This is a genomic window from Candidatus Avedoeria danica (genome assembly GCA_016703025.1).
Lineage (GTDB): Bacteria > Chloroflexota > Anaerolineae > Epilineales > Epilineaceae > Avedoeria > Avedoeria danica.
Genome location: JADJCV010000003.1, coordinates 136676 through 156722 on the forward strand (window position 1 = coordinate 136676; position 20047 = coordinate 156722).

The window sequence follows — 20047 nt, forward strand, 5'->3', positions numbered from 1 at the left end:
GCGCGAGGGCCGGGCGACGATCGCCGTAGCATGACCGTCGAGGAAGCCGTCGCCGTCTTCGTCCGCGGCTTCACGTTCGGCCGCAGCTTCACGCACCCGTTCGTCGCGACGCACGTCGTGCCGGGCGCGTGGGTGCTGAGCGATGCGCCGCGGAAGAGCGGGGACCACCGGGGCGACGAGGTCATCGTCTACGACATGGACCGCCATGGTCTGGGCGCCGGCGACGTGGACGCGCTGGCCCGGCGGCACGCGCGGGCGCGCTACACGGTGTGCGTGGTGCGCGACTTGGCGACGGCGGACGGCGATATCCGCGCGGGGTTCAAGGGGCTGGGGTATCGGCTGATGGCCACGGAACCGCTGATGGCCACGGAGCCGCTGATGGTTCGTGGGCTGGGGGGATTGGGCGATGTCGGTGAGGCGCGTCCGCTGGCGGGCGACCCCCGGTTGACGATCGCTCGGGTGGCCAGCATCGCCGAGGCGGCGCGGTTGGCCAGAGCGGCCCGCCGGCGGCAGATCCTGCCCGAACACCTGACCGCCGACCCGCCGCCGATGCGCAGCTACACCGCGCTGGACGGCGCGACGCCGATCGGCTGGGTGAGCAGCGTCGTGGTGGAGGGCGAGTGCACGTGGTGCAGCAACCTGTTCGTGACGGCACCGTACCGCCGCCGCGGCATCGGCGGGGCGCTCATGCGCCGGATGCTGGCCGACGACGCCGCCGCGGGGAGTCGGGCGAGCGTGCTCCTGGCCAGCCACGCGGGCGCGCTGCTGTACCCGACGGTGGGGTATGCGGTGATCGGCGAGCTGATGATCTTCACGCCGGGGCGATGTTGACCCGTGCCCGCAGCCATCCTATCCTTCCGCCCCCCTTTGTCCGACACCCAGACGGCCCCGCACCCCCTTCAGGAGACCCAAACATGGATGCGATCACGCTTCTCAAGTCCGCCTTCGATTCCGCGCACAACTGGTACGCCGGCACCATCGCCGACGTCACCGCCGAGCAGGCCAACGTGCTCCCGGCCGGCCGCGCCCACCCGATCGCGTCGCAGATGGCGCACGTGGCGCACAGCGAGGACGCCATGATCGGCACGCTCACCGGCCAGCCGCCGTTGTGGGAGCGCGAAGGCTACGGCGAGCGGCTCGGCCTGCCGATGCTCTTCAGCCAGACGGCCGAAGGCTCGCGTGCCTTTCACGCCGCGCCGGCGGATCTGGGGGACTACACCAAGGCGGTCTTCGCCCAGACGGACGCCTATCTGTCCGGTCTCACACCGGATGACCTCGACCGCCAGATCGACTTCACGAGCTGGGGCCTCGGGCACATGCCGCTCGGGAACGTCCTCACCGGCCTGCTGCTGGGCAACACGTTCGCCCACACGGGGGAGATCGCGGCGTTGAAGGGGACGCAGGGGCTGCAGGGGTATCCGTTCTAATACCAATCCGACGTATTGCGGCCGTGTGATGCCCCTACATGGGCATCGCGATGGACGACGCGGCCGCAACACGGTGGATTGATATAACGTTGGGGCTAACGTTGGGGCGACGCATGCATCGCCCTTGTCGCGGCGATCACCCCAGATTCTCGATCGCCACCGGCGTGATCCGATCCGCCGGCGCGAACCCGAGCACCCGCCCGTAGAAGTACAGCTCGGCCTCGAGCGCTCGGGTGATGTTCTCGGCGCGCCTGAACCCGTGCTGCTCGCCCTCGAACGGCACGTACGCCACCGGGATCCCCTTGGCCTTCAGCGCCGCCACCATCGCCTCGGCCTGGGCGGGCGGTACGACGCGGTCCTCGAGGCCCTGGAAGAAGATGATCGGGCAGGCGAACCCTTCCACGTGGTGGATCGGCGAGCGCTCGATGTACAGGTCGCGCTGCTCCGGGTAGGGGCCGATCAGGCGGTCGAGGTAGCGGGACTCGAACTTGTGCGTGTCCTTGGCCAGCGCCTCGAGGTCGCCGACGCCGTAGTGGCTGGCGCCGGCGGCGAATTCCTTGTGGAACGCGAGCGCGCAGAGCGTCGTGTAGCCGCCGGCGCTGCCGCCGCGGATCGCCAGGCGCGCGGGGTCGACCTCGCCCCTCTCGACGAGGAAGCGGGCGCCGTTCACGCAGTCGTCCACGTCCACGATGCCCCATGCGCCGTCCAATCGGGCGCGGTAGGCGCGGCCGTAGCCGGTGCTGCCGCCGTAGTTCACGTCCAGCACGCCGAAGCCGCGGCTCGTCCAGTACTGGATGTCCGTGCTCAATCCGGTGGATGCGCTGCCCGTCGGGCCGCCGTGGCTGAGGACGAGGAGCGGCGGTCGTTCGCCCGGCGGGCCGACGAGCGCCGAGTTGTGCGGCGCGTAGTAGAAGCCGTGCGCCGTCGCGTCGCCCGTCGTCGGGAAGGCGATGGCCTCGGGTGTCGAGATGTCGCTGGCGTGGAACACCAGCGTGCTCGGCTGCTGGAGCACGTCCCACTCGCCGGTGGCCAGGTCGACGGCGATGAGGGCGGTGGATGACGTCGGCGAGGCGGCGGTGAGGACGGCCCGGCCGGCGCCGACGCGGACGGAGCCGAGTTCGGTGAACGGCAGATCGTACACCGTCGGGGTGGTCGGGCGTCCCGTGCCGGATTCGATCCGCGCCAAGCGGCGGGCGCCGGGCGGGCCGTACACGCAGACGACGGCGGCCGACTTCGGCGGGCTGCCGGCCCCGCGTCCGTTGCCGGCGTCGTTCGTTCCGGCAGCCGCGCTGCCGACGCCCGTGTCGAAGCCGAAGCTGGCGCCGCCGAACACCCACTGCGGTCCGGCGAACTCGGCGTCCAGCGGCCAAAGAGGCACGATGTCGCGACCTTGTTGCCGGTAGAGGTTCCACCAGCCCGTGCGGTCCGACGCGAAGTGCAGCACGCCGGACGGCGACCACAGCGGGCCGTACACGGATTCCTCGGCGCCGCCGGCCACGACCGTTCGCGAGCGGACCTTGCCGTCGTTCGCCACGTCGCCGACGCACAGCACGGTCCCGTCCCACGGCATGTTCGGGTGATCCCACTCCAGCCAGCACATGCGGCGGCCGTCCGGGCTGAGTCGCGGGCTGGCATAGAACGTCCGGCCCGTGACGAGGACCGTCACGGCGCCGCTCTCGCGGTCGATTGCGACGATCTCGTTGCGCGCCTCGGCGTTCTTCGCGCCGTGATCCTCGCGGACGCACAGCAGGCGGTCGCGCTCGCGGTCGACGACGGCGTCGGCGAAACGCCACGGGCCGTCGGGCGTGAGCGGCTCGGGCCGGCCTTCGGGGTGGAAGTCGTAGATCCGCTGATCGTCGAACTGCGAGAAGTAGAGGACGCCGTCCGCCACGGTGAACGCGCCGCCGCCGTACTCGTGCACCCGCGTGCGCACGCTCCACGGTTCGGGCAGGAGGTCGATCACTTCGCCGTCGGCGGTGCGCTGCATGATCGTGACGCGCCCGCCTTCGTCCGGTCGCGTCTCCCCCCAGTAGATCGTATCGCCCTCGACGACGACGTCCGCGATGCGGCGGGCGCCGGCGGCGACGCGGTCGGCGGTGAGAGGGGAGGGCCAGGTGCCATATGGGGCGGGGCGGGGCATGGGGGGGCTCCATCGTCAGGGCAAGGCGTGCCCTCGTCGGCGGGTATTCTACCGGAGGGCGTCGAATCGTCGGCCTACGGGCGGGTGGGTCGGACCTCGTCGGGATGGATGCGGCGGAGGTTCGGCACCGCATCGAAGTCGGCGTCCATGGAAATGATCGTGTCGATGTCGGCGCTTCGCATGACGGCGACGTGCAGCGAGTCACGCGCGCCCAGATTCGGATGCCGATCGATCAAGTCACACGCAGCCAACACGTCGTAGTGCGACACGGGCAACACGTCTGCAACGAGCGCCGCGGCGGCCCGTACCGTTGCCGTGGCATCGCTCCAGCCAAGCCGCCGTGAGCGGACGTGAAGGATCTCCTGGAGCACTTCGCTGCTCGTGACGCCGTCCAACTCCCCGTCGCCGACGGCTGCGAGCAGCGCCCGGCAAGCCGTGCGATGGGGACCCTCTCCCCCGATGGCATATAGAAATACGTTCGTATCGAGGAAGAACCTAGCCACGCCTGGCCTCGATCTCCCGCTCGAGCTCGTCCCACTCGGGGAGCGGTGTGTCGGCCAGGCCGAGAAACGCGCGCGCAGCGGACGCGCGCTGGGCTGTCGTGGCGCGGGCGAGCCAGTGCGCGCGCGCCGCCTCGCGCATCAGATCGGAGACGGATGACCGTTGCTTGCGCGCGAGCGCTTCGAGGAGATCGAACTCATCGGGTTCCATGAGGACTTGGACACGCTTCGTCTTGGCCATGTGTATCAGTATGCACATGCACAGGCGTGTGTCAAGAGGGCCAGGATCCGCGCAAGGGGTCGGCCGATCAGCGGTCACGCGGCGGTTTCGCGGTGCACGATCGGATCGTGATGGACGTACGCTGACGCACGGCCGCGCGACGGCCGCCGGTCGTCTGACGTCTTTGCACCCGCGATCCAGCCCGACAAGGAGCCCATCCAATGGCCACCCTCGCGTTGGCGCGGCATCGATTCGTGGTCGATACCGCGCCTCAACGTTCGCAGTGCTACTCCATGTCGACGCGTTACCAGTCGACGGCCGACTCCACGACGTCCATCCGGCGATCGAGCTGTAGAGGATTCACCGTGTCCCACCGCTCGATTCCGACCATCCCGCCAACCCTTTGCCACGCCCGCCGCACATCGGCCATGTCGACCGGCCGCACGCGCACGCTCGCTGTCGTCGGCTGCGACACCGCCTGCGCCTTCGCACGTGCATTCGCCTGCGCCGCCGCCGCAAGCCCCCCCCGCCGGTTGCTGTACCCCAGCGGCAGGTACAACGTCCGCCCGTCGCGTTCGCCCGGCCCCGGTCCGTCCGGCGTCTCGAAGTCGGCCGTCTGGTCGATGATCTGGTGGCCGTCGGCTGTCGGCAGGACGATCCGCACCGCGGCCACGTCGCCCATCGCCCAGCCCGCGCGCGGTGGGACGTCGGCGGCGCCGAAGCGGAAGGCGCCGGTGCTGTCGGCGGTGCGGGCGATGGCGTACACCGCGCCGCTCCTCAGCCGCAGCACGACCTGCACGGTCCGCCCGGCCGGCGCGTTGCCGACGAGGTCCGTGGCGCCGGGCGACCAATCGAACGAGAGCGGTTCGACGGGCACAACGGGCGACTCGGCAGGCGCCTGCAGCGTCACCGTGTCGCCGGCGTTCATCGTCACCGCGCCGCCGGCGGCGTCCTTCACGCGGACATCGAACTGGCCCGATTCATCCGCCTTGCCCGTCCCCCGGCCGCGCTCCGTCCCGTCGGCCGCCTTCACGATGACGGTGACGTCGTCCAGCGGGTTGGCGCGGCCGGCCACGCGGTCCGTGTGGATGTGGACCTGCGCCAAGGCGCGGTAGACGTGGCGGAAGATGCGGTGGTCGTTCGGCGCATACAGGCCGATCTCGAGGCCCGTGCCCGGCGCGCCGAGGTTGCCCGGGATGTTCGTCTGCAGCGCGCCGTCCGCGCCGGTCTGCTGCGGGAAGGCGAACTGGACGTTCACGTTCAGGATGCCGGCCGGCGCCTGCGCCGCGCACGGCACGGCCGGTTGGACGAAGAACGTCGTGCTGGCCGGGCCGGTGCCGCGCACCTGGCGCGTCCGCCAATCGACCTGGAGGTCGAGCGTCGGCAGCACGACGTCGGCCGCCGCCGCGCCGAGCCTGGCCTTGTCCGTTTGGCCGGCCGCCGAGGCGATGGCCGCGCCCGCCGTGTCGCGCAGCACGGCGCTGAAGAAGCCGTCGTAGCGCGCCTTCTCCTTGGCGCCGGCCAGCGTGCGGCTGCCGGCGTCCACGAGGTCGACCGTCACATCGTTGCGCACGTCGCCGAAGCCGCACGCGTTCGGACCGCTGTGCTCGGCGTTCAGAATGGGCACGGTGTGCGAGCGGACGACGTAGTGCCCGGCGGCGGGACGGTAGAGCGCGATCACCCGCGTCCCGGGCCGGACGTCGACGCGGGGCACGAAGTCGGCGGCATACGTGCCGTTGGCCTCGACCGCCGGCCAGGCCTGGAAGAAGCCGATCGATCCCGACCGGCCGTAGGCATCGAGCGCCAGCATCGTCAGCGAGCCGCCCGTCGTCGCCCGGCCTTGGATCGCGTCGGTGGCGACGGTGGCCCGCACCGTCAGGTCCGGCAGCGTGATCGTCAACGGGGCGACGTTCGGGTCGCCCGGCGTCACCGTGAGGACGTCGCCCATCTGGAGGACGACCGGCGCGCCGGCGCTGTCCGTGAACGCCACCGCCAACGCGCCGCTTGCGTCGGCGGTCGTCTGCTCGTCGTTGAGCGTCCGGCCGCCGCGCTTCAGCGTCACCGTCGCCCGCACGCCGGGCGAGAGCGAAGCCAGCACCAAGGCCTGATCGGCATCGATGAGCATGCCCGGCGCGATCGTCGTGTTCAGGACGAGGTGCCCGCCGACGTTCGTCGACAGGAGGACGAAGTCGCCGTACTTCACGTCCCACGTGCCGGCGAAGCTGTGGCTGAAGTTGCCGGCCGCGTCCGCCGTGGCGTCGGCCGTGGCCGCGATGCCGCCGCTCTGGTCGCCGGCGATCTGGAGCGTCACCTTGTTGCCGGGCAGCGTGTGGCCGTTGACGGTGTCGGTCTGGACGAAGACCACGGCGTCGAGCGGCGGGATCACGAGATCGAACGCGTCGTCGCCGGCCGTGAACTTGAGCGTGTCGCCCGGCTGCATCGTGATCGGCGTGCCGGTCGTGTCGGTGAGCTGCAGGAAGAACTGCGGCTGGGCCCCGCTGACCGGTCCGATGAACAGGCCGTTGCCGCCGAACACCACCCCGCTGGCTCGGCCGATCAGCTTGCTGTCCGGCGTGTAGAGCTCGGCCGCGACCGCCCGGCCCAGCGGGCCGTTGCCGATGATGAAGTTGGATTGGAACGTGTTGCCGCCGTTGACGGTCAGCTGGACGGCGGCGAAGGTGGTGTAGAACTCGGCGCCCTCGCTCACGCTGACGAAGACGGTGCCGTTCGCCGGCCGCGCCAAGTCGACGGACGGCGCAGTCGCGGCCTGGTACATCCCCGATGCGTTCGAAACCGCGGTGAACGAAGGCGCGCCGGCAGCGGTCTCGACGCGCACGCGCACCGCCGCGCCGGCCGGCGCCTCGCCGCTCACCGTGTCCGCCGTGACGTCCGTGCGCGCCGTGAGCGTCGGCACGCGCAGCACGTCCGGATCGCCGTCGACGAACGCGATCTCGATCGAGTCGCCCGGCGTTGGCGCCGGGCCGAAGCCGCCGCCGCCGAAGAGGTTGTACTGCCCTTGGTCGTTCACGAACGTGCGCTGCTGCGTCTTGACGGTGCCGGCGCTGCTGCGGAGCGTGACGGTCACGGCCTGGCCCGGCTCGGCGCGGCCCTGGCCGGCCAGGAAGCCGACGGCGGCGCGCACCTTGCGGACGACGGCCACCGCCACCACCCGCGCGCCGGGGGCGGCCTCGTACGAGGCGCGGACGCGCCAGCCGGCGCCGAGGTCGAGCTGGCCGCTGAGCGGGAGGGCGTACGCCCCGGCGCCATCCGTCGTGGCGCCGTAGCTGCCGCTGCGGCCGTCCATGTCGTCGGCGTTGAGCGTCAGCATCGTCGCGGCCGGGCCGGTGCCGGAGACCGCGTCGGCGGCCGGGTCGAGGGCGACGGTGAGGGCGGCCAGCGTGGCGGTCCGCGTCTCGTCGGAGCCGGCCGGGCCGCCCGTCGTCCGAATCGTAATGACCTGACCTGCGGCAAGCGGCTGGGGCGGAGCCGATGGGGCGCCCTGGCCGAGCACGGAGAGGACGAACGCGGTGCCGCCGGTCACCCGGGTCGGTGGGATCGTCTGCGTCGTGCCGTCCGCGCGGAGGATCTCGGCCGAAACGAGCGCCCCCGCGGGGGCCTGGCCGCGGATGGCGTACGCCCCAAGCGTCATCTGCGCGCCGAGCGACGCGAACTGGGTGACGAAGCGGTGGTTCTCGGCCGTCGTCAGGCTGACCGTGCCCGCGACGGCGCCCGCCTGGAGGTCGACCTCGCCGCTGAGCGCGAGGGCGAACGCACCGCCGGCGTCGGCGGTGGCGGAGCGCTCGATCGTCGCCGCGCCGGCGCCGCCCGTCGCGATCGAGAGCGCGAGCTGCGATCCGGCCGGCGCCGTGCCGAACACGCGATCATTGGCGACGTCGACGGCGGCGGCGAGGGCCGGCACGGTGACGCGCAGCGGCTTGCCGCCGGAGCGCGACAGCGTCAGCGCGTCGCCCGGCTGGATCACACCGCCGCCGAGGAGGAACTGAACGGTCGCCACGCCGTCGGCGCCGGCGACGCCGAGCCCTTCGTCCTTCTTCACCCCGTCGGCGCCGACGAGCTCGGCGTTGACGGCGGTCTGCGGGACGGTCCGGTACGTCAGGGCGGTGCCGTGGAGCGGCACGACGAGTTCGGGCGCCGCCTGCGCGTTGGCCGTGCGCGCGGTGGGCGCGAGCGGACCAAGCGTCGCCAGCGGACCAAACGTCGCCAGCGTCGCGGCGGCCGGGCTGAGGCACAGTCCGGACAACAAGCCGAACAAGACGAGCAATGCGATCGGGCGGACGGGCGTGAACCGACGGCGGGCAGGCATGGCGGAATTCCTCGTGAGTTGGACGGGCAGTTGAGTGGGCAGTTGATGGGCAGGTGGGCAGGTGGCATGGACAGGTGGACCGGGCGGGACGTACGCGGTTCGCCGTCGCCCGGTTGCGCGCGTGCGCCACAGGGTTGGACGTCGGGACGGGGAGCGATGATTACATGCCGGCGACGGGCTCGATCGCCGCACCTTGGCCCGTCCCCGCCCTTTGAGGCACCATACGCTCCCTGCCGGGCGCGCCCATCCGATGGAGTCGGACGATGACCCCTGCCGAAGCACCGACCGACCTGCTGTACGGCCGACTCATCCTGTGCTCGGGCACCGCCAACCAGCCATTGGCGGCCGAGATCGCGGCCTATTTGAAGACGGCGCTCCATCCGGTCGAGATCCGACAGTTCGCGAACTCGAACACGTTCGTCCGGCTGGACAAGTCGGTCCGCGGCTGCGATGTGTTCTGGGTGCAGCCGACGAGCGCGCCGGCGAACGACAACCTGATGGAGCTCCTGATCGCCATCGACTGCCTGCGCCGCGATTCGGCCGGGCGGATCACGGCCGTCGTGCCGTACTACGGCTACGGGCGCTCCGACAAGAAGGACCAGCCGCGCGTCCCGATCACGGCGCGCCTGGTGGCCGACATGCTGACGACCGCCGGCGCCGACCGCGTCCTGACGATGGACCTGCACGCCGGCCAGATCCAGGGCTTCTTCCACATCCCGGTGGACGACATCACCGCCCGCCACCACCTGGCCGACTGGGTGAAGCGGTCCGACATCACGAACGGCGTCGTCCTCTCGCCCGACCTCGGCCACGCCAAGGATGCGCGCTACTTCGCGGACGAGGTGGACATGCCGCTCGCGCTCGTCGAGAAGCGGCGCAGCAAGGACGGCGGCAACACCGAAGCCCTCAACCTCATCGGCGAGGTTGACGGCAAGGACGTCCTGATCGTCGACGAGGAGATCGATACCGCCGGCACGATGGTCCACGCCGCCGAGTTCGCGATCCAGCGCGGCGCAAAGCGCGTGTACGCCTTGGCCACGCACGCCATCCTCTCCCCGCCGGCCATCGAGCGGCTGCGATCGTCGCCGTTCGAGCGCGTCGTCGTCACGAACAGCTGCTACCTGCCGCCCGAGAAGCAGCTGCCGTGCATCGAGGTCCTGCCGATCGGCGCGCTCCTGGGCGAGGTCATCCACCGCATCCACACCGGCCAGTCCGTCGGTGCGATGTTCAACGAGTAGGGGCAGGCCCCCGTGCCTGCCCTCCGCCCCCCATGCCCGAGCTGATCACCGGCGTCGAAGCGTATGCCCCGTGGCTGTACGGCCTGCTCGGCTGTCTGGCGGTGCGCGAGCTTTGGGTGGCGCGGCGGGCACTGCGCGGCCGCCGCGCGGCCGCCTTCGGCGTCGAGCGTGAGGCCTACCTCGGCCGCTACGTGCGCAGCCTCGTCACGCTCCTGCTCCTCATGACGATCGGCTTCGGCATCTTCACCGTGGCGAGCGTCGTTGCACCGACGCTGACGCCCGATCAGCGCCGCCAAACGGACCACGACGTCCCGTTCGTCGCCCCGACCGTCCTCGCCCCCGTCCCGACGAACAGCCCGACGCGCCCGCGCGCGACGCACACGCCGGTGCTGCCGGACATCGTGACGATCACCCCCGCACCCGGGACCGCGGCGCCCCCGTAGAGCGGCCGCCTACTGCACCGGGCGCGGCTTCACCATGTACGGCAGGATCACGATCCCGCGGATCTTTTCGAGCGTCGGAATCGGGGTGCTCGTCGGGCCGGGCGTCGGGGTAAGCTCGATGGATGGCGTGGCGGACGGGCGGCGCGGCGTGTTCGTGGCGCTCGGGGTGGCGCGCGTGCGGGTCGCGGTGGGCGAGGGCGGCGTGTTCGTGGCGCTCGGGCCGGGCGTCGTCGGCTCGGGGGTGGGCGTCGGGATGCTGGACGGGAAGCGGCCGTAGTACACGTCAGGGCTGCCCTGGTCTTCGTCCTTCACCCAGACCGCATGAACGATCCCGCCGTACGTGGCGATGACCGGCGACGAGACCTTGCCGCCCTCGATCGCGATCGGTGCCGCGGCCGGCTCGGCCGGTTTGAAGTTGATCGATGCGTCCGGCGCCTGCGGCTGCTCGCGCCAGGCCACCATCGCCCCGACGTCGGGCGGACCGAAGACGACGCTCGGCTCGACCGAGCGGTCGGCGGCAGTGCCGCTCAGGTTCACGCTCCGTTGACCGGGCATCGTGCAGTCCATGTAGATGTCCGGCTGGCCGGCGCCGCCATCCACCTGCTCCTGCCACGCCGTGCACGCATCGCCATTGCTGCCGGCCGCCAGGTCGGGCGCGCGGCCGTGGCTGCCGCTGTTCAGCTTCGTCGACTCCACCCAACCGTTGCCCGGCTTGAACGCGCTGCGGATGATCTCGCCCTCGCCGAGCTCGGGGACGTCCTTGTTCCACGTCGACCAAACGCCGTCCCCGGCCTCCGGTCCGGCGGCAATCCGGGGCGACTGGGCATGCACGGTGTCGAGGATGATGTCGACGGACGACAGCTCGCCGAGTGTCGGCAACTCCGGGCTGACGATCGCCCAGTACGGCTGACCGTCCGAGGCTTCGTCCACCCACGTCATCCAGACCCGACCGAGCGCGTCGATCGCCACATCTGGCTGCTTGCAGTAGAACGTGACGTTGTCCTTCTGTCCCCAGCGCAAGCGCGACGGCTCCGACCACGTCTGCGTGCCGGGCGCCCAGCGGGCGACGTTGATCTCGGTCGGTGCGCCGTCCTCCCACGGGGGCTGGACGAACGCCACGATGACGAGGTCGCCCCTCGCCGCGATCGCCGGATCCTGCCCGGACTCGAAGATCCATTGAACGGCCGACCAGTCGCCTTTCCAGTCGCCGGTCTGCAGGTTGAAGTTGCGGTAGCGGTGCGCCACGCCGTTCACGATGAACTCGGCGTTCTCTTCTTCCCACACCACGTGCACCGTGCCGGTGTTCGTCGCGCTGTCCGTGGCGATCGCGATGCCGGGATGGGACGAGGCGCGCCCGGCGGTGAGCGAGAGGTTCAGCGTGTCCTCGAGCGTCACCTGCGGCCGCGCGCCGCCGACGGCGGGCAGCAGCGCCACGCAGAGCGCGACGGCCAGCGCGCGAGCGATGTGCCCGCGGGCCGCCCGCCGGATCGTCCGCACCATCGGCCCGCCGCGCAGCCGGTGCATGACGCGCATCATCGGCCGTCCCAGTCCGTGCGCAGCTTGAGCGCGACCCAGCTGCCGTCGTCCGCCTGCTGCAGAACGGCGGACAACCGGTTGCCGGCCTGCGCCGGCGCGGCGCGCGTGTCCACGACGGCCATCGAGCGCACGACGAAGCTCGTCGTCCCTCCGCCGTCGGCCTCGACCTTCCACTCGCCGATCTGGCCCGCCGGCGGCAGCTGGAGAATCCGGCCCGTGACGCGCATCTCCGCATGGTGCGGCAGGAACCAGATGGAATCGGCACGCACCGTCGCCGCACCGCCGTTCGGCCCGCCGCTCTCGATCGCGCCCTCGGCCCGCACCGGAGCGCCGCGGGCGACGGCCGGCGGGTTCGGGATGGGCGAATTGTTTCCATCGTAGAACTGCGTGGCCGACGTGATGTGGACCGTCGTGCTGCCGACCGTCCAGTAGCGCTCGGCGCCCTGGTCGACGATGCGCACGAGGATGCCCTCGACCGTCTTGCGGCTGAGAAGCTCCCGCACCCCGGCTCCGCTGACCTCGATCGTGCCGGCCAGGACCGTGCCGCCGTCGGGCGTCCCGGTCACGAAGACGCGTGCGCCGACGATCAGCGGGCCGTTGACCGTCGTGCCGTCCGTCAGGCTGACCAGGCGGCCCTCGACGACGAACCAGTCCGGCAGTCCGGGCCGCGTGACGGCGTCAGGGCCGAGCTTGCTGATCGTGCCCGCGACCTTGACCTGCACGCCGCGGCGCTGGAACTCGATCCGTTGGGCGTAGAGCGAGCCGTCGGCGCGGGCGATGGCGGTCACGGTGACCGGGTCGCCGTCACGCGGCGTCAGCGACGCCGGATCGAGCACCGTGCTGGCATCGACGTCCACCTTGACCTCGCGGTTGTCGATGTCGTTGTCCCAGCGGCGGATCAGCCAGCAGCAGCTCATCAGCGGGTCGGGCAGCTGGGCGATCACGCCCGTGAGCAGCGTGCTGGCCGGCGGCTCGACGCCGAGCGGCACGTTCCAGACCGCGCAATTGTCGCCGAAGTCCGCCCGGACCGTGATGACCTCCTCGGCCCGACCTGTCGGCCGGAACGTCGCCGCGAACTGCAGCCGGAGCGTCACGGTCTCGTTGGGCTCGAGCGCGAACGGTTCGGCCAGCCGGACGGGGTAGGGCGGTCGGCGCAGCGGCAGGTTCGTCCAGATCGTCTGGATCTCGCCGCCGGCTCGCTCGACCTCGATCGTGGCCAGCGGCGAGAGCGGGTCGAACTGCGCGACGTTGATGTCGAGCCCGACGAGGCTGTCGGCGGCCGGTCCATTGTTCGTGAGATCGAAGACGAGCTGCGTGAGGTCGACGCCGAAGCGTGGGCCGATGAGCGAGGCGGTGCACGGCGCCTCGACGCCGTCGCCCGGCGGGGCCTGGCGCGTCACGAGCACGGTCTGGCACGGATCGCCGCGCCGGTTGGCGAAGCGCAGCGCGAACGTGTAGCCGTCCGGCATCGGGGCTTCGGTGAAGTCGACGGCGAGGGCGGCCTGGCTGCCTTGGGCCAGCGTGATCCCGAGCCCGTCCGGGACGGTGAACGTGACGCCCTCCGTCGCGTGGACCAGCGCCGCGCCGATGAGCAACTCCTGGCCGCCCCAGCGGATGCCGCGGATGCTGCCGTTGGCTGCCGGCCACACCAGGCGGAGCGATTGGAGCCGGACGTCGTCGCCGTTGTTGAAGACGTCGACCTGCATGTTGTGACTTGTCGGCTCGACGAGCGAGACAAGCTCGCCGGCCGAAAGGTCGCACTCACCGACAGCGGCACGGTTCGTGAAGGCCGACTGGCAGCCGCCGTCAAGGGCGACGACGAGCGTGTACGCGCCGGCGGCCAGCTGCGGGCCGGCGCCGGCGGCCGACGGCGGCCGGAACCGGAACGCCAGCTCAAGGCTGCCGCCAGCCGGCAGCCGAACCGGGTCCGAGAACGGCACGGACACCGGCGATTCGTGCTGCTCGCCTCGCCAGAGGGGCTGGCCATCGACGGTGACGCTCATCAGCGGGCCGTTGGCGGCCGTCGGCCAGAAGAGCGTCAGGTCCGTGACGGCGCGGTCGATCTCACGCGGGTTCGTCAGCTTGTAGCGCGCCACGTCGCCGTCGATCGCGACCTCGCCTGCACCGACGCCGCAGTCCCATGCCGCCAAGCCGGTCGTCGTGGAGATCGAGCACCCGTTGCGCGTCGTGCCTTGGAAGCTGTAGCCATCCTGGGCCGCGTTCTTCTCGAACTCCAGCCCGATCGCCTTGGGCTTGCCCGGCTCGATCTTGATCCCGTCCTCTCGGATCCGCGCCAACGGCAGCGTCGCCGGCGAAGCACGATAGCCGTCCTTGAGGTCGACGACCTCCGTTCCGTCCACGGTCACCTTGCGCAGCCGGCCGTTCACGGCCACCGGCCAGGCGACCTCGAGCGCGGTCAGGCTGTCCTCGGTTTGGCCGGTGTTCTCGACGGTCACCTCGACGCGGTTGCGCGCGCTGGTGGGCACGTGCGGCCGGTCCGTGATCCGCACCGGACAGCTCGGGCCGTCGATCCGCGGGCGCAGCACGGCACGGCAGCCGTTGCGCAGGTGCACGACGGCGGCCTTCAGGAGCCAGGGCGCGTCCGGGTTGCCCCATTGAAAGCGAAGCCCGAGCTGCGCCGATTCGCCCGGCGACAGCTGCCAACCGGCGTCGTGCGTGGCGAAGAACGGACTGTTGGCCTTGCCGCTGAAGAGCGACTTCGGCGTCTCGCCCGGCCCGCGACGCACCAGGATCTCCGCCAGCGTCGCGTCGTCGCCCGCCCAGCCGAGTTCGACGCCGTCCAGCGTCGTCGTGACGGCCCCGACGTTCGTCAACGTGCCCCAGATGACGCCCTCGCCCGCGTTCGCGCGCTCGAGGTAGCCCACGACCCGGCACGTCGGAGCCGGCAGAAGGCCGACGCCGGGCGGATCGGGCGCTTGCTGCAGGGCGGACAGTGCGGACAGTGCGGACAGGGCGCCGGGCGCCACGGGCGCAGCCGTACGACCCGCATCCCCGTGAAGGGCTGCAGGCCGCAAATCCATGCGGCGCAAACCGATCGCGGCCAGCCCGACCAGTGCGGCCAGACCCAGGCCGAGAACGACTTTCCCGCGTCGATGACGTCGATCCATGGCTCTCACTTCAGCACGCACCCGCAAGCGCTGGACCCGCCGTCGCACGCGTCGTGCGACGGCAGCGGCCCTTCCGCCGAGGGCATTATAGGTTGCCGCATGGCCCCGGCCAACGGGCCGGCGCCGCTCAGGCCCGGGCGAGCGCGGCGCCCGCTCGGGTTCGTGTGGGGCTCTGTCCGATGATCGTCGTCGGCTGAGGCATCGGTGTCTCGGTCGGCGCCGGGGTGTCAGAAGGTGCCGGCGTCGGGCTGGGCGGCTCGGTCGTTGCCGTCGCCGTGGGTGCGTCGGTGGCCGTCGGCTGGGGTGTGGCGGTTGGCTCCGGGGTGGCCGTCGGCCGCGGGTTGGCCCTGATCGTGACCCGATCGGCCACGACGAAGCGCTGCTCGCGGTTCGTCACGCGCCCCTCGACCTCGACGAGCTGCCCCTTGCGCAGCTTGCCGCCCCGCACGTTCGCCAGATCGATCGCCACGGCCCACGCCGGCTCGGGCGTGCCGTTCACGCTGATCGCGAGGTCGAACCGGACTTGGCGGCCGTCCTCGATCGGGTCGTTGAGCACCGTGCCCGTCTTGCGGAACGGCTCGCCGGGCGTCGCGTCCGCCGTCGCCGCGCTGTTCTCGCCGGTCACGGTCACCGCTTGGTTGGCCGTTGGCCCGCCGCAGCGCTTGTACTCCACGTGCACCTTGCCGCCGATCCGGATGTCGCCCTTGATCGCCGGCTTCATGCCGCCCTTGTCGGGCCCCATGTGGAACGCGAGCCGCCCGCCGCCGTCCAAGCCGATGACGAGCTGGTCGTCGAACCGGTATTCGAGCACCGTGCCACCGGCCTTGGCGTTCGTGCAGCTCTCGTCATGGAGCCGGATGAACGCCGTGGCGACGCCCGCCAGCTTGTCCATCGGGTCGAACTTCACCTTGAGCGAGATCCGGCTGCCGTTGCTGACCTTCGCCCGCTCCTCGGGGGAGAGGCTCCGCAAGTCGATCGTGTACGCCTGGCCGGAGTTGGACAGGAGGCGGCAGCTCTCCGGCCCGGAGCCGTCGGCCGCAAGCGTGACCTGCTGCACCGTGCCCTCCAGGACGCGGTTCGTCACGCCGTTGTCCTCGCCCGACACCATCACGGTCTCGGTCGCCGCGGGCTCGCCGGTCGGCTGCAGTGTGGCGGTGACGGCATCCGTCGGCGTCGGCAGGACGCCGGGTGTGGACGAGATCGTCGCCGTGGCGGTGATCTCGGGGGTCGACTGAAGTTCCGGCGTGCCGGTGGGCGTGATCGGCTGCGTCGCGCTGATCGTGGCGGTGGCCGTCAGCGGCACCAGCGGCGCGAGCCCCTTGACGCTGACCCGCAGCGCCAGCGGTCGGCTCTCCTCACCCGTGCGGACGTTGAGCCGCAGCTCCACCCCCGCCGGGACATCGAAGAGCGTGTCATAGCCGTCGGGCAGATCGAATCGCGTTTCGCCGTCCCGCCACGCCAGGCCGACGCTGTCCGTCTTCGGTGCGTCGTCGAGCGGCGTGACCCAGAGCGTGCCGTACGGCCGCTCCTCGCCCTGGCTGTCCGTGCCGATCGAATCGTAGCGTGCGTTGAACGATGTGTCCTCGGAGCGGCCCTCGGCATGTGCGCGCAGCGTGTCCGTCAAGCGGTCCGTGTTGATCCGGGCCCGCCGCGCCTCGCGGCGCGCGGCATCGAGATCGAACGTCGACAGGAGGATCTGAGCGCCGCGGCTCCACTCCTTGACGGTGTAGAGCGTATCGCCCGGCAGTGCCGTCGCCACGGCCGGCACGCGGCCGGCGAAGCCGATGCTCAGCAGGACCGCCGCGGCCATCGAGCCGAGCACGCCGATCCGCATGCCAAGCGGGCGTGCCGAGCGGCTGCCGGAGCGGAGCCAGCCGGCCAGCCGCGACCCGACGGTGGCGCCCGTCGCGGCGTCCGCCGAGGCCGCCGCGGCGCGGTTCGCACCGGCGACGGCGGCGTGGTGGGCGCGGGCCTGCTCGGCCACGGCCAGGAAGCGCGCCCGGCCGGCCGTCAGATCGGCCGCGACGGCCGGTGCGCCCGGCGCGAGGGTCTGCGCGAACTCGACGAGCCGACCGATCTCCGCCGCCCGCCCATCCACGCCGGCCGCCGTCAGGGCGGTCTCGACCGAGAGCCCGCTGGCCGAGGCCAGCAATCCGGCATCGAGCGCCAGGACGGCGTCGGCCTCGGCCGCCTCGGCGGCGGCGAGGAAGCGTGCGCGCCCGCCGGCAAGGTCGGGGACGGCCACGGGTGTTGCGGCCGTGCGGAGCTGCGCGGCAAATGCCGCCAACGCCGCGGCGTCCGTCCGATCGGCGTCGGGGACGGCCGCCCAGGTGCCGGCTTCGACGGCCGGATCGGCCGTTGCGGCCAGGAACGAAGCGGCGAGCCGCCCATCGAGCGCCTCGGCCAGCGATGCCTCGTCGGCGGCGGCGACGGCGAGGAAGCGGGCGCGGCCGGCGGCCAGGTCAACGGCCGGCGCGGGCACGCGCTCGGAATGCAGATCGGAAGCGACCGAGAGAAGCTCGACCAAGTCCGTCAGATGGTGGGCCAATCGGGCGCGGCCGGCGTCGTCGCCTGCCAGCACGGCCAGCGACGCGTCGATGGAGGCGCCGGTGCGCAGCTGGGCGATGGCGGCATCGAGGGCATCGACGAGCCAGTCGTCGTCGGGCGTTGCCGGCGCGGCGGGCACGGGCGGGATCGATCCGCCGCCGCCGCCTTCACCCGGCGCGACGGCCATCGCGAAGGGCGCGGCTGCGCCGTCGGCGCGGAGTGCGCCGGCTGCGGCGAGGAAGCGGGCGCGGCCGGCGGCCAAGCGGTCGGCCGAGGGCGCCGGCGCCGGGCGGGCGGCGCTCGAGAGGTGCTGGGCCAGCGCGACGAGCGGCCGCAAGGCGTCCGCCATCATGCCGCAGTCAGCCAGCGCCAACTCAAGGCTCGATCCACGTCGGAGGCGTGCAATACAGGCATCCAGCGCATCGCGCATGCCCGCCAAGCCTCCCTGTCCGTTTCCTGTCGCCATCGGTCCCCAGTCCCCCCGAACGTCAAGTGGTCAAAGTCAAACGCAAATTACAGCTCGGCCTCGGCTTCCGCCTCGACCGGATCGAACCCTTCACCGCCGACCACGCGCCGGAGCGCCGAGAGCGCCCGATGCTGGAGGGCTTTGATCGCCCCTTCCGTCTTGCCCATGATCTCGGCGACCTCGACGTTGCTGAGGCCTTCGACAAACTTCAGGGCAACCACCTGCTGCTGCTCGTCGGTCAGGAAGCGCATCCCGATCTTGAGCTGGTGCGAATGGAACAGGCCTTCGAACGTGCTCGCGAAGCTCTCCGCCGCCATCCATCGCTCGTCCAGCTCGACCCCGTCGCGCTTCGTTGAGCGGCGGAAGTGGTCGACGACGAGGTTGTGGGCGATACGGTACAACCACCCCTGCAGGCTGGTGTTCCAGCCACGATCCGTCCGCAGCGCTTCGAGCATGCGCACGAAGACGTCCGAGGTCAGATCCTCCGACAACGCGCTGTTGCCGGTGCGGTGGTAGATGTAGCTGTAGATCTTGCCCGCGTACCGATCGTAGATATCGGTCAGGGCTGCCGGCTCGAACACTTCCGCCTGCCGGCGCAGCATGGCTTCACTCACGATGCGTTCTCCCGTCCGGTTCGCTCATTAAGACGCGGCGAAGGTCGGATAGATACGGAACCTGGATTGTCGATCGGATGGCCGGTTGACAGAGGGGCGATGAAGCGCGCCGCCGTCTCAGCCGTCGCCGCGGCGCGCATCCGTGTGTGACATGCCCCAGCGGATGTCCCACGGCGCGCCGAAGGTTCGCGGCAGGTACAGCGTGTTCGCCATCTCGGTGGCGATGCCGGCGACGTTGCGCGCCCAGAGGCCGTCCTTGCCGCCGGCGTACAACAGGTCGCACGTGCCGTTGATCCGGGCCGTGGCCAGCACGTCCATGTACGGTTCGACCTGGTAGCCCGGGCCGATGCCGGCCGGCAGCCGCAGGCGGTGCCACTGCGCGCCCGCGTCGTCGGACACGAAGAGTCCGAGCCCCCACACGGAGGCGAAGACCCAGCCGCCGCGCGGCCCGGCGGCCACGCTGGCCACCTGCGAGGCGCGGAACGGCGTGGTGGCGGTCGGCGCACCCAGCCCACCCAGCCCGCCGTCGGCGGCGTAGCCGGTGAACGAGGCGCCCCCGTCGCGTGAGAGCCGCAGGCCGTAGCTGCCCGGCGTGTCCGTTCCGGTCTTCGTGACCGATTCCCGCAGTCCGGCGTCCACGATCCGCGCGTCGGCGGGGTCGACGGCGATGGACTCCGCAGTGCGGCTGCGCATCGTGACGTCGCCGACGGCGGACCACGCGCCCGGCGTGTCGGACGCGGCGTCGGCGATCGAGAAGAGGCCGTCGCCGTCCAGCGACGCCCAGAGCCGGCCGTTGCGGTCCAGCGCGAGGTCCCAGAAGTAGCCGTTGAACCGCTCGACGCCACCGGTCAGCGATGTCCACGGCTCGTCGCCGCGCTGCCGCCAGACGTGGGCGCGCGCCTTCTCCGTGCCGAGCCCGGCATCGTCGATCTGGTCCGTCGCCCCGGCGAACGTCGTGCCGTCGGCCGCCTCGATGGCGCGCGCGGTCCGGCCTTGCAGCAGCGTGGCGCCCAGCACGCCGTCCGGCTCGGCGTGGACGACGCCCCCGCCGGCCAGGCCGGCCGCCAGCCGCCCGCTGTCGGGCCGCACCGCGACGCCCAGCACGGGCATCGTGCTCGGGTCGAACGCGGTGAACGGGATCGAGGTCAGCGCGTTCAGGTCGATCGCCCGGACCGAGGCGCTGCCGGCGCCGCCAAGGCTGCTGGCGCGGTACGTCCCGGCGTACAGCCGCTGCCGTCCGGCCGCGACGTCGACGGCCAGCGACTGGGCAACGAACGGGTTCGGCAGCTGCACGGGCTGCCACCCCGCGGACGTGCACGCCGCTTGAGGGGCGAGGGGCGCGGCGTGCGTGAGGGCCGCGGGAATGGCGTGCGCAAGCGCGATGCCGATCGCCGCCGCGATCGCGAGACGCGATGTCATGTTGTGCGCCGCTCCGCCGCGTCGCCGCACGCGACGCGGCGGCAA

13 protein-coding genes are annotated in these 20047 nt (G+C 71.7%); 4 read left to right on the forward strand and 9 right to left on the reverse strand.

Features of this window, described 5'->3' with window-relative positions:
- The first annotated feature begins 30 nt into the window (after positions 1-30).
- Positions 31-831, forward strand: a complete 801-nt coding sequence (locus IPG72_02550) for a GNAT family N-acetyltransferase (GenBank protein ID MBK6767912.1) — start codon at positions 31-33, stop codon at positions 829-831.
- Positions 832-914: 83 nt separating this feature from the next.
- Positions 915-1427, forward strand: a complete 513-nt coding sequence (locus IPG72_02555; protein ID MBK6767913.1) for a DinB family protein — start codon at positions 915-917, stop codon at positions 1425-1427.
- 136 nt (positions 1428-1563) lie between these two features.
- Here the strand turns inward: IPG72_02555 and IPG72_02560 are convergent, their stop codons facing one another.
- The 4 genes from IPG72_02560 to IPG72_02575 form a co-directional block, all read right to left on the reverse strand.
- Positions 1564-3567 (reverse strand): S9 family peptidase, encoded by a 2004-nt coding sequence (locus IPG72_02560; protein MBK6767914.1) that lies wholly within the window; start codon positions 3565-3567, stop codon positions 1564-1566.
- Positions 3568-3641: 74 nt separating this feature from the next.
- Positions 3642-4070: a type II toxin-antitoxin system VapC family toxin gene (locus tag IPG72_02565; protein ID MBK6767915.1), complete on the reverse strand. Its 429-nt coding sequence runs from the start codon at positions 4068-4070 to the stop codon at positions 3642-3644.
- Positions 4063-4278: a ribbon-helix-helix protein, CopG family gene (locus tag IPG72_02570; GenBank protein MBK6767916.1), complete on the reverse strand. Its 216-nt coding sequence runs from the start codon at positions 4276-4278 to the stop codon at positions 4063-4065. The genes IPG72_02565 and IPG72_02570 overlap by 8 nt, the downstream gene beginning before the upstream one ends.
- Positions 4279-4591: 313 nt before the next feature.
- On the reverse strand, positions 4592-8611 hold the full coding sequence (locus IPG72_02575; protein MBK6767917.1) for a hypothetical protein: 4020 nt from the start codon (positions 8609-8611) through the stop codon (positions 4592-4594).
- A gap of 263 nt (positions 8612-8874) precedes the next feature.
- On the opposite strand from IPG72_02575, the gene IPG72_02580 reads away from it, so the two are divergent.
- Both IPG72_02580 and IPG72_02585 read left to right on the forward strand, forming a co-directional pair.
- Positions 8875-9849 (forward strand): ribose-phosphate pyrophosphokinase, encoded by a 975-nt coding sequence (locus tag IPG72_02580; GenBank protein ID MBK6767918.1) that lies wholly within the window; start codon positions 8875-8877, stop codon positions 9847-9849.
- A 32-nt stretch (positions 9850-9881) separates the two neighbouring features.
- The gene (locus IPG72_02585) at positions 9882-10292 is read left to right on the forward strand and encodes a hypothetical protein (protein MBK6767919.1); all 411 of its coding nucleotides are present in this window, start codon (positions 9882-9884) and stop codon (positions 10290-10292) included.
- 9 nt (positions 10293-10301) lie between these two features.
- On the opposite strand, the gene IPG72_02590 is transcribed toward IPG72_02585, so the two are convergent.
- From IPG72_02590 to IPG72_02610, 5 genes are all read right to left on the reverse strand, one after another.
- Positions 10302-11816, reverse strand: coding sequence for a hypothetical protein (locus IPG72_02590; GenBank protein ID MBK6767920.1), 1515 nt, complete (start codon positions 11814-11816; stop codon positions 10302-10304).
- Between the two features lie 8 nt (positions 11817-11824).
- Complete coding sequence (locus tag IPG72_02595; GenBank protein ID MBK6767921.1) at positions 11825-14815, reverse strand: hypothetical protein; 2991 nt, start codon at positions 14813-14815, stop codon at positions 11825-11827.
- Positions 14816-15083: 268 nt separating this feature from the next.
- The gene (locus IPG72_02600) at positions 15084-17933 is read right to left on the reverse strand and encodes a hypothetical protein (GenBank protein ID MBK6767922.1); all 2850 of its coding nucleotides are present in this window, start codon (positions 17931-17933) and stop codon (positions 15084-15086) included.
- Between the two features lie 83 nt (positions 17934-18016).
- Positions 18017-18583: a sigma-70 family RNA polymerase sigma factor gene (locus IPG72_02605; GenBank protein ID MBK6767923.1), complete on the reverse strand. Its 567-nt coding sequence runs from the start codon at positions 18581-18583 to the stop codon at positions 18017-18019.
- Between the two features lie 117 nt (positions 18584-18700).
- Positions 18701-20002 (reverse strand): hypothetical protein, encoded by a 1302-nt coding sequence (locus tag IPG72_02610; GenBank protein MBK6767924.1) that lies wholly within the window; start codon positions 20000-20002, stop codon positions 18701-18703.
- Between the last annotated feature and the right edge of the window lie 45 nt (positions 20003-20047).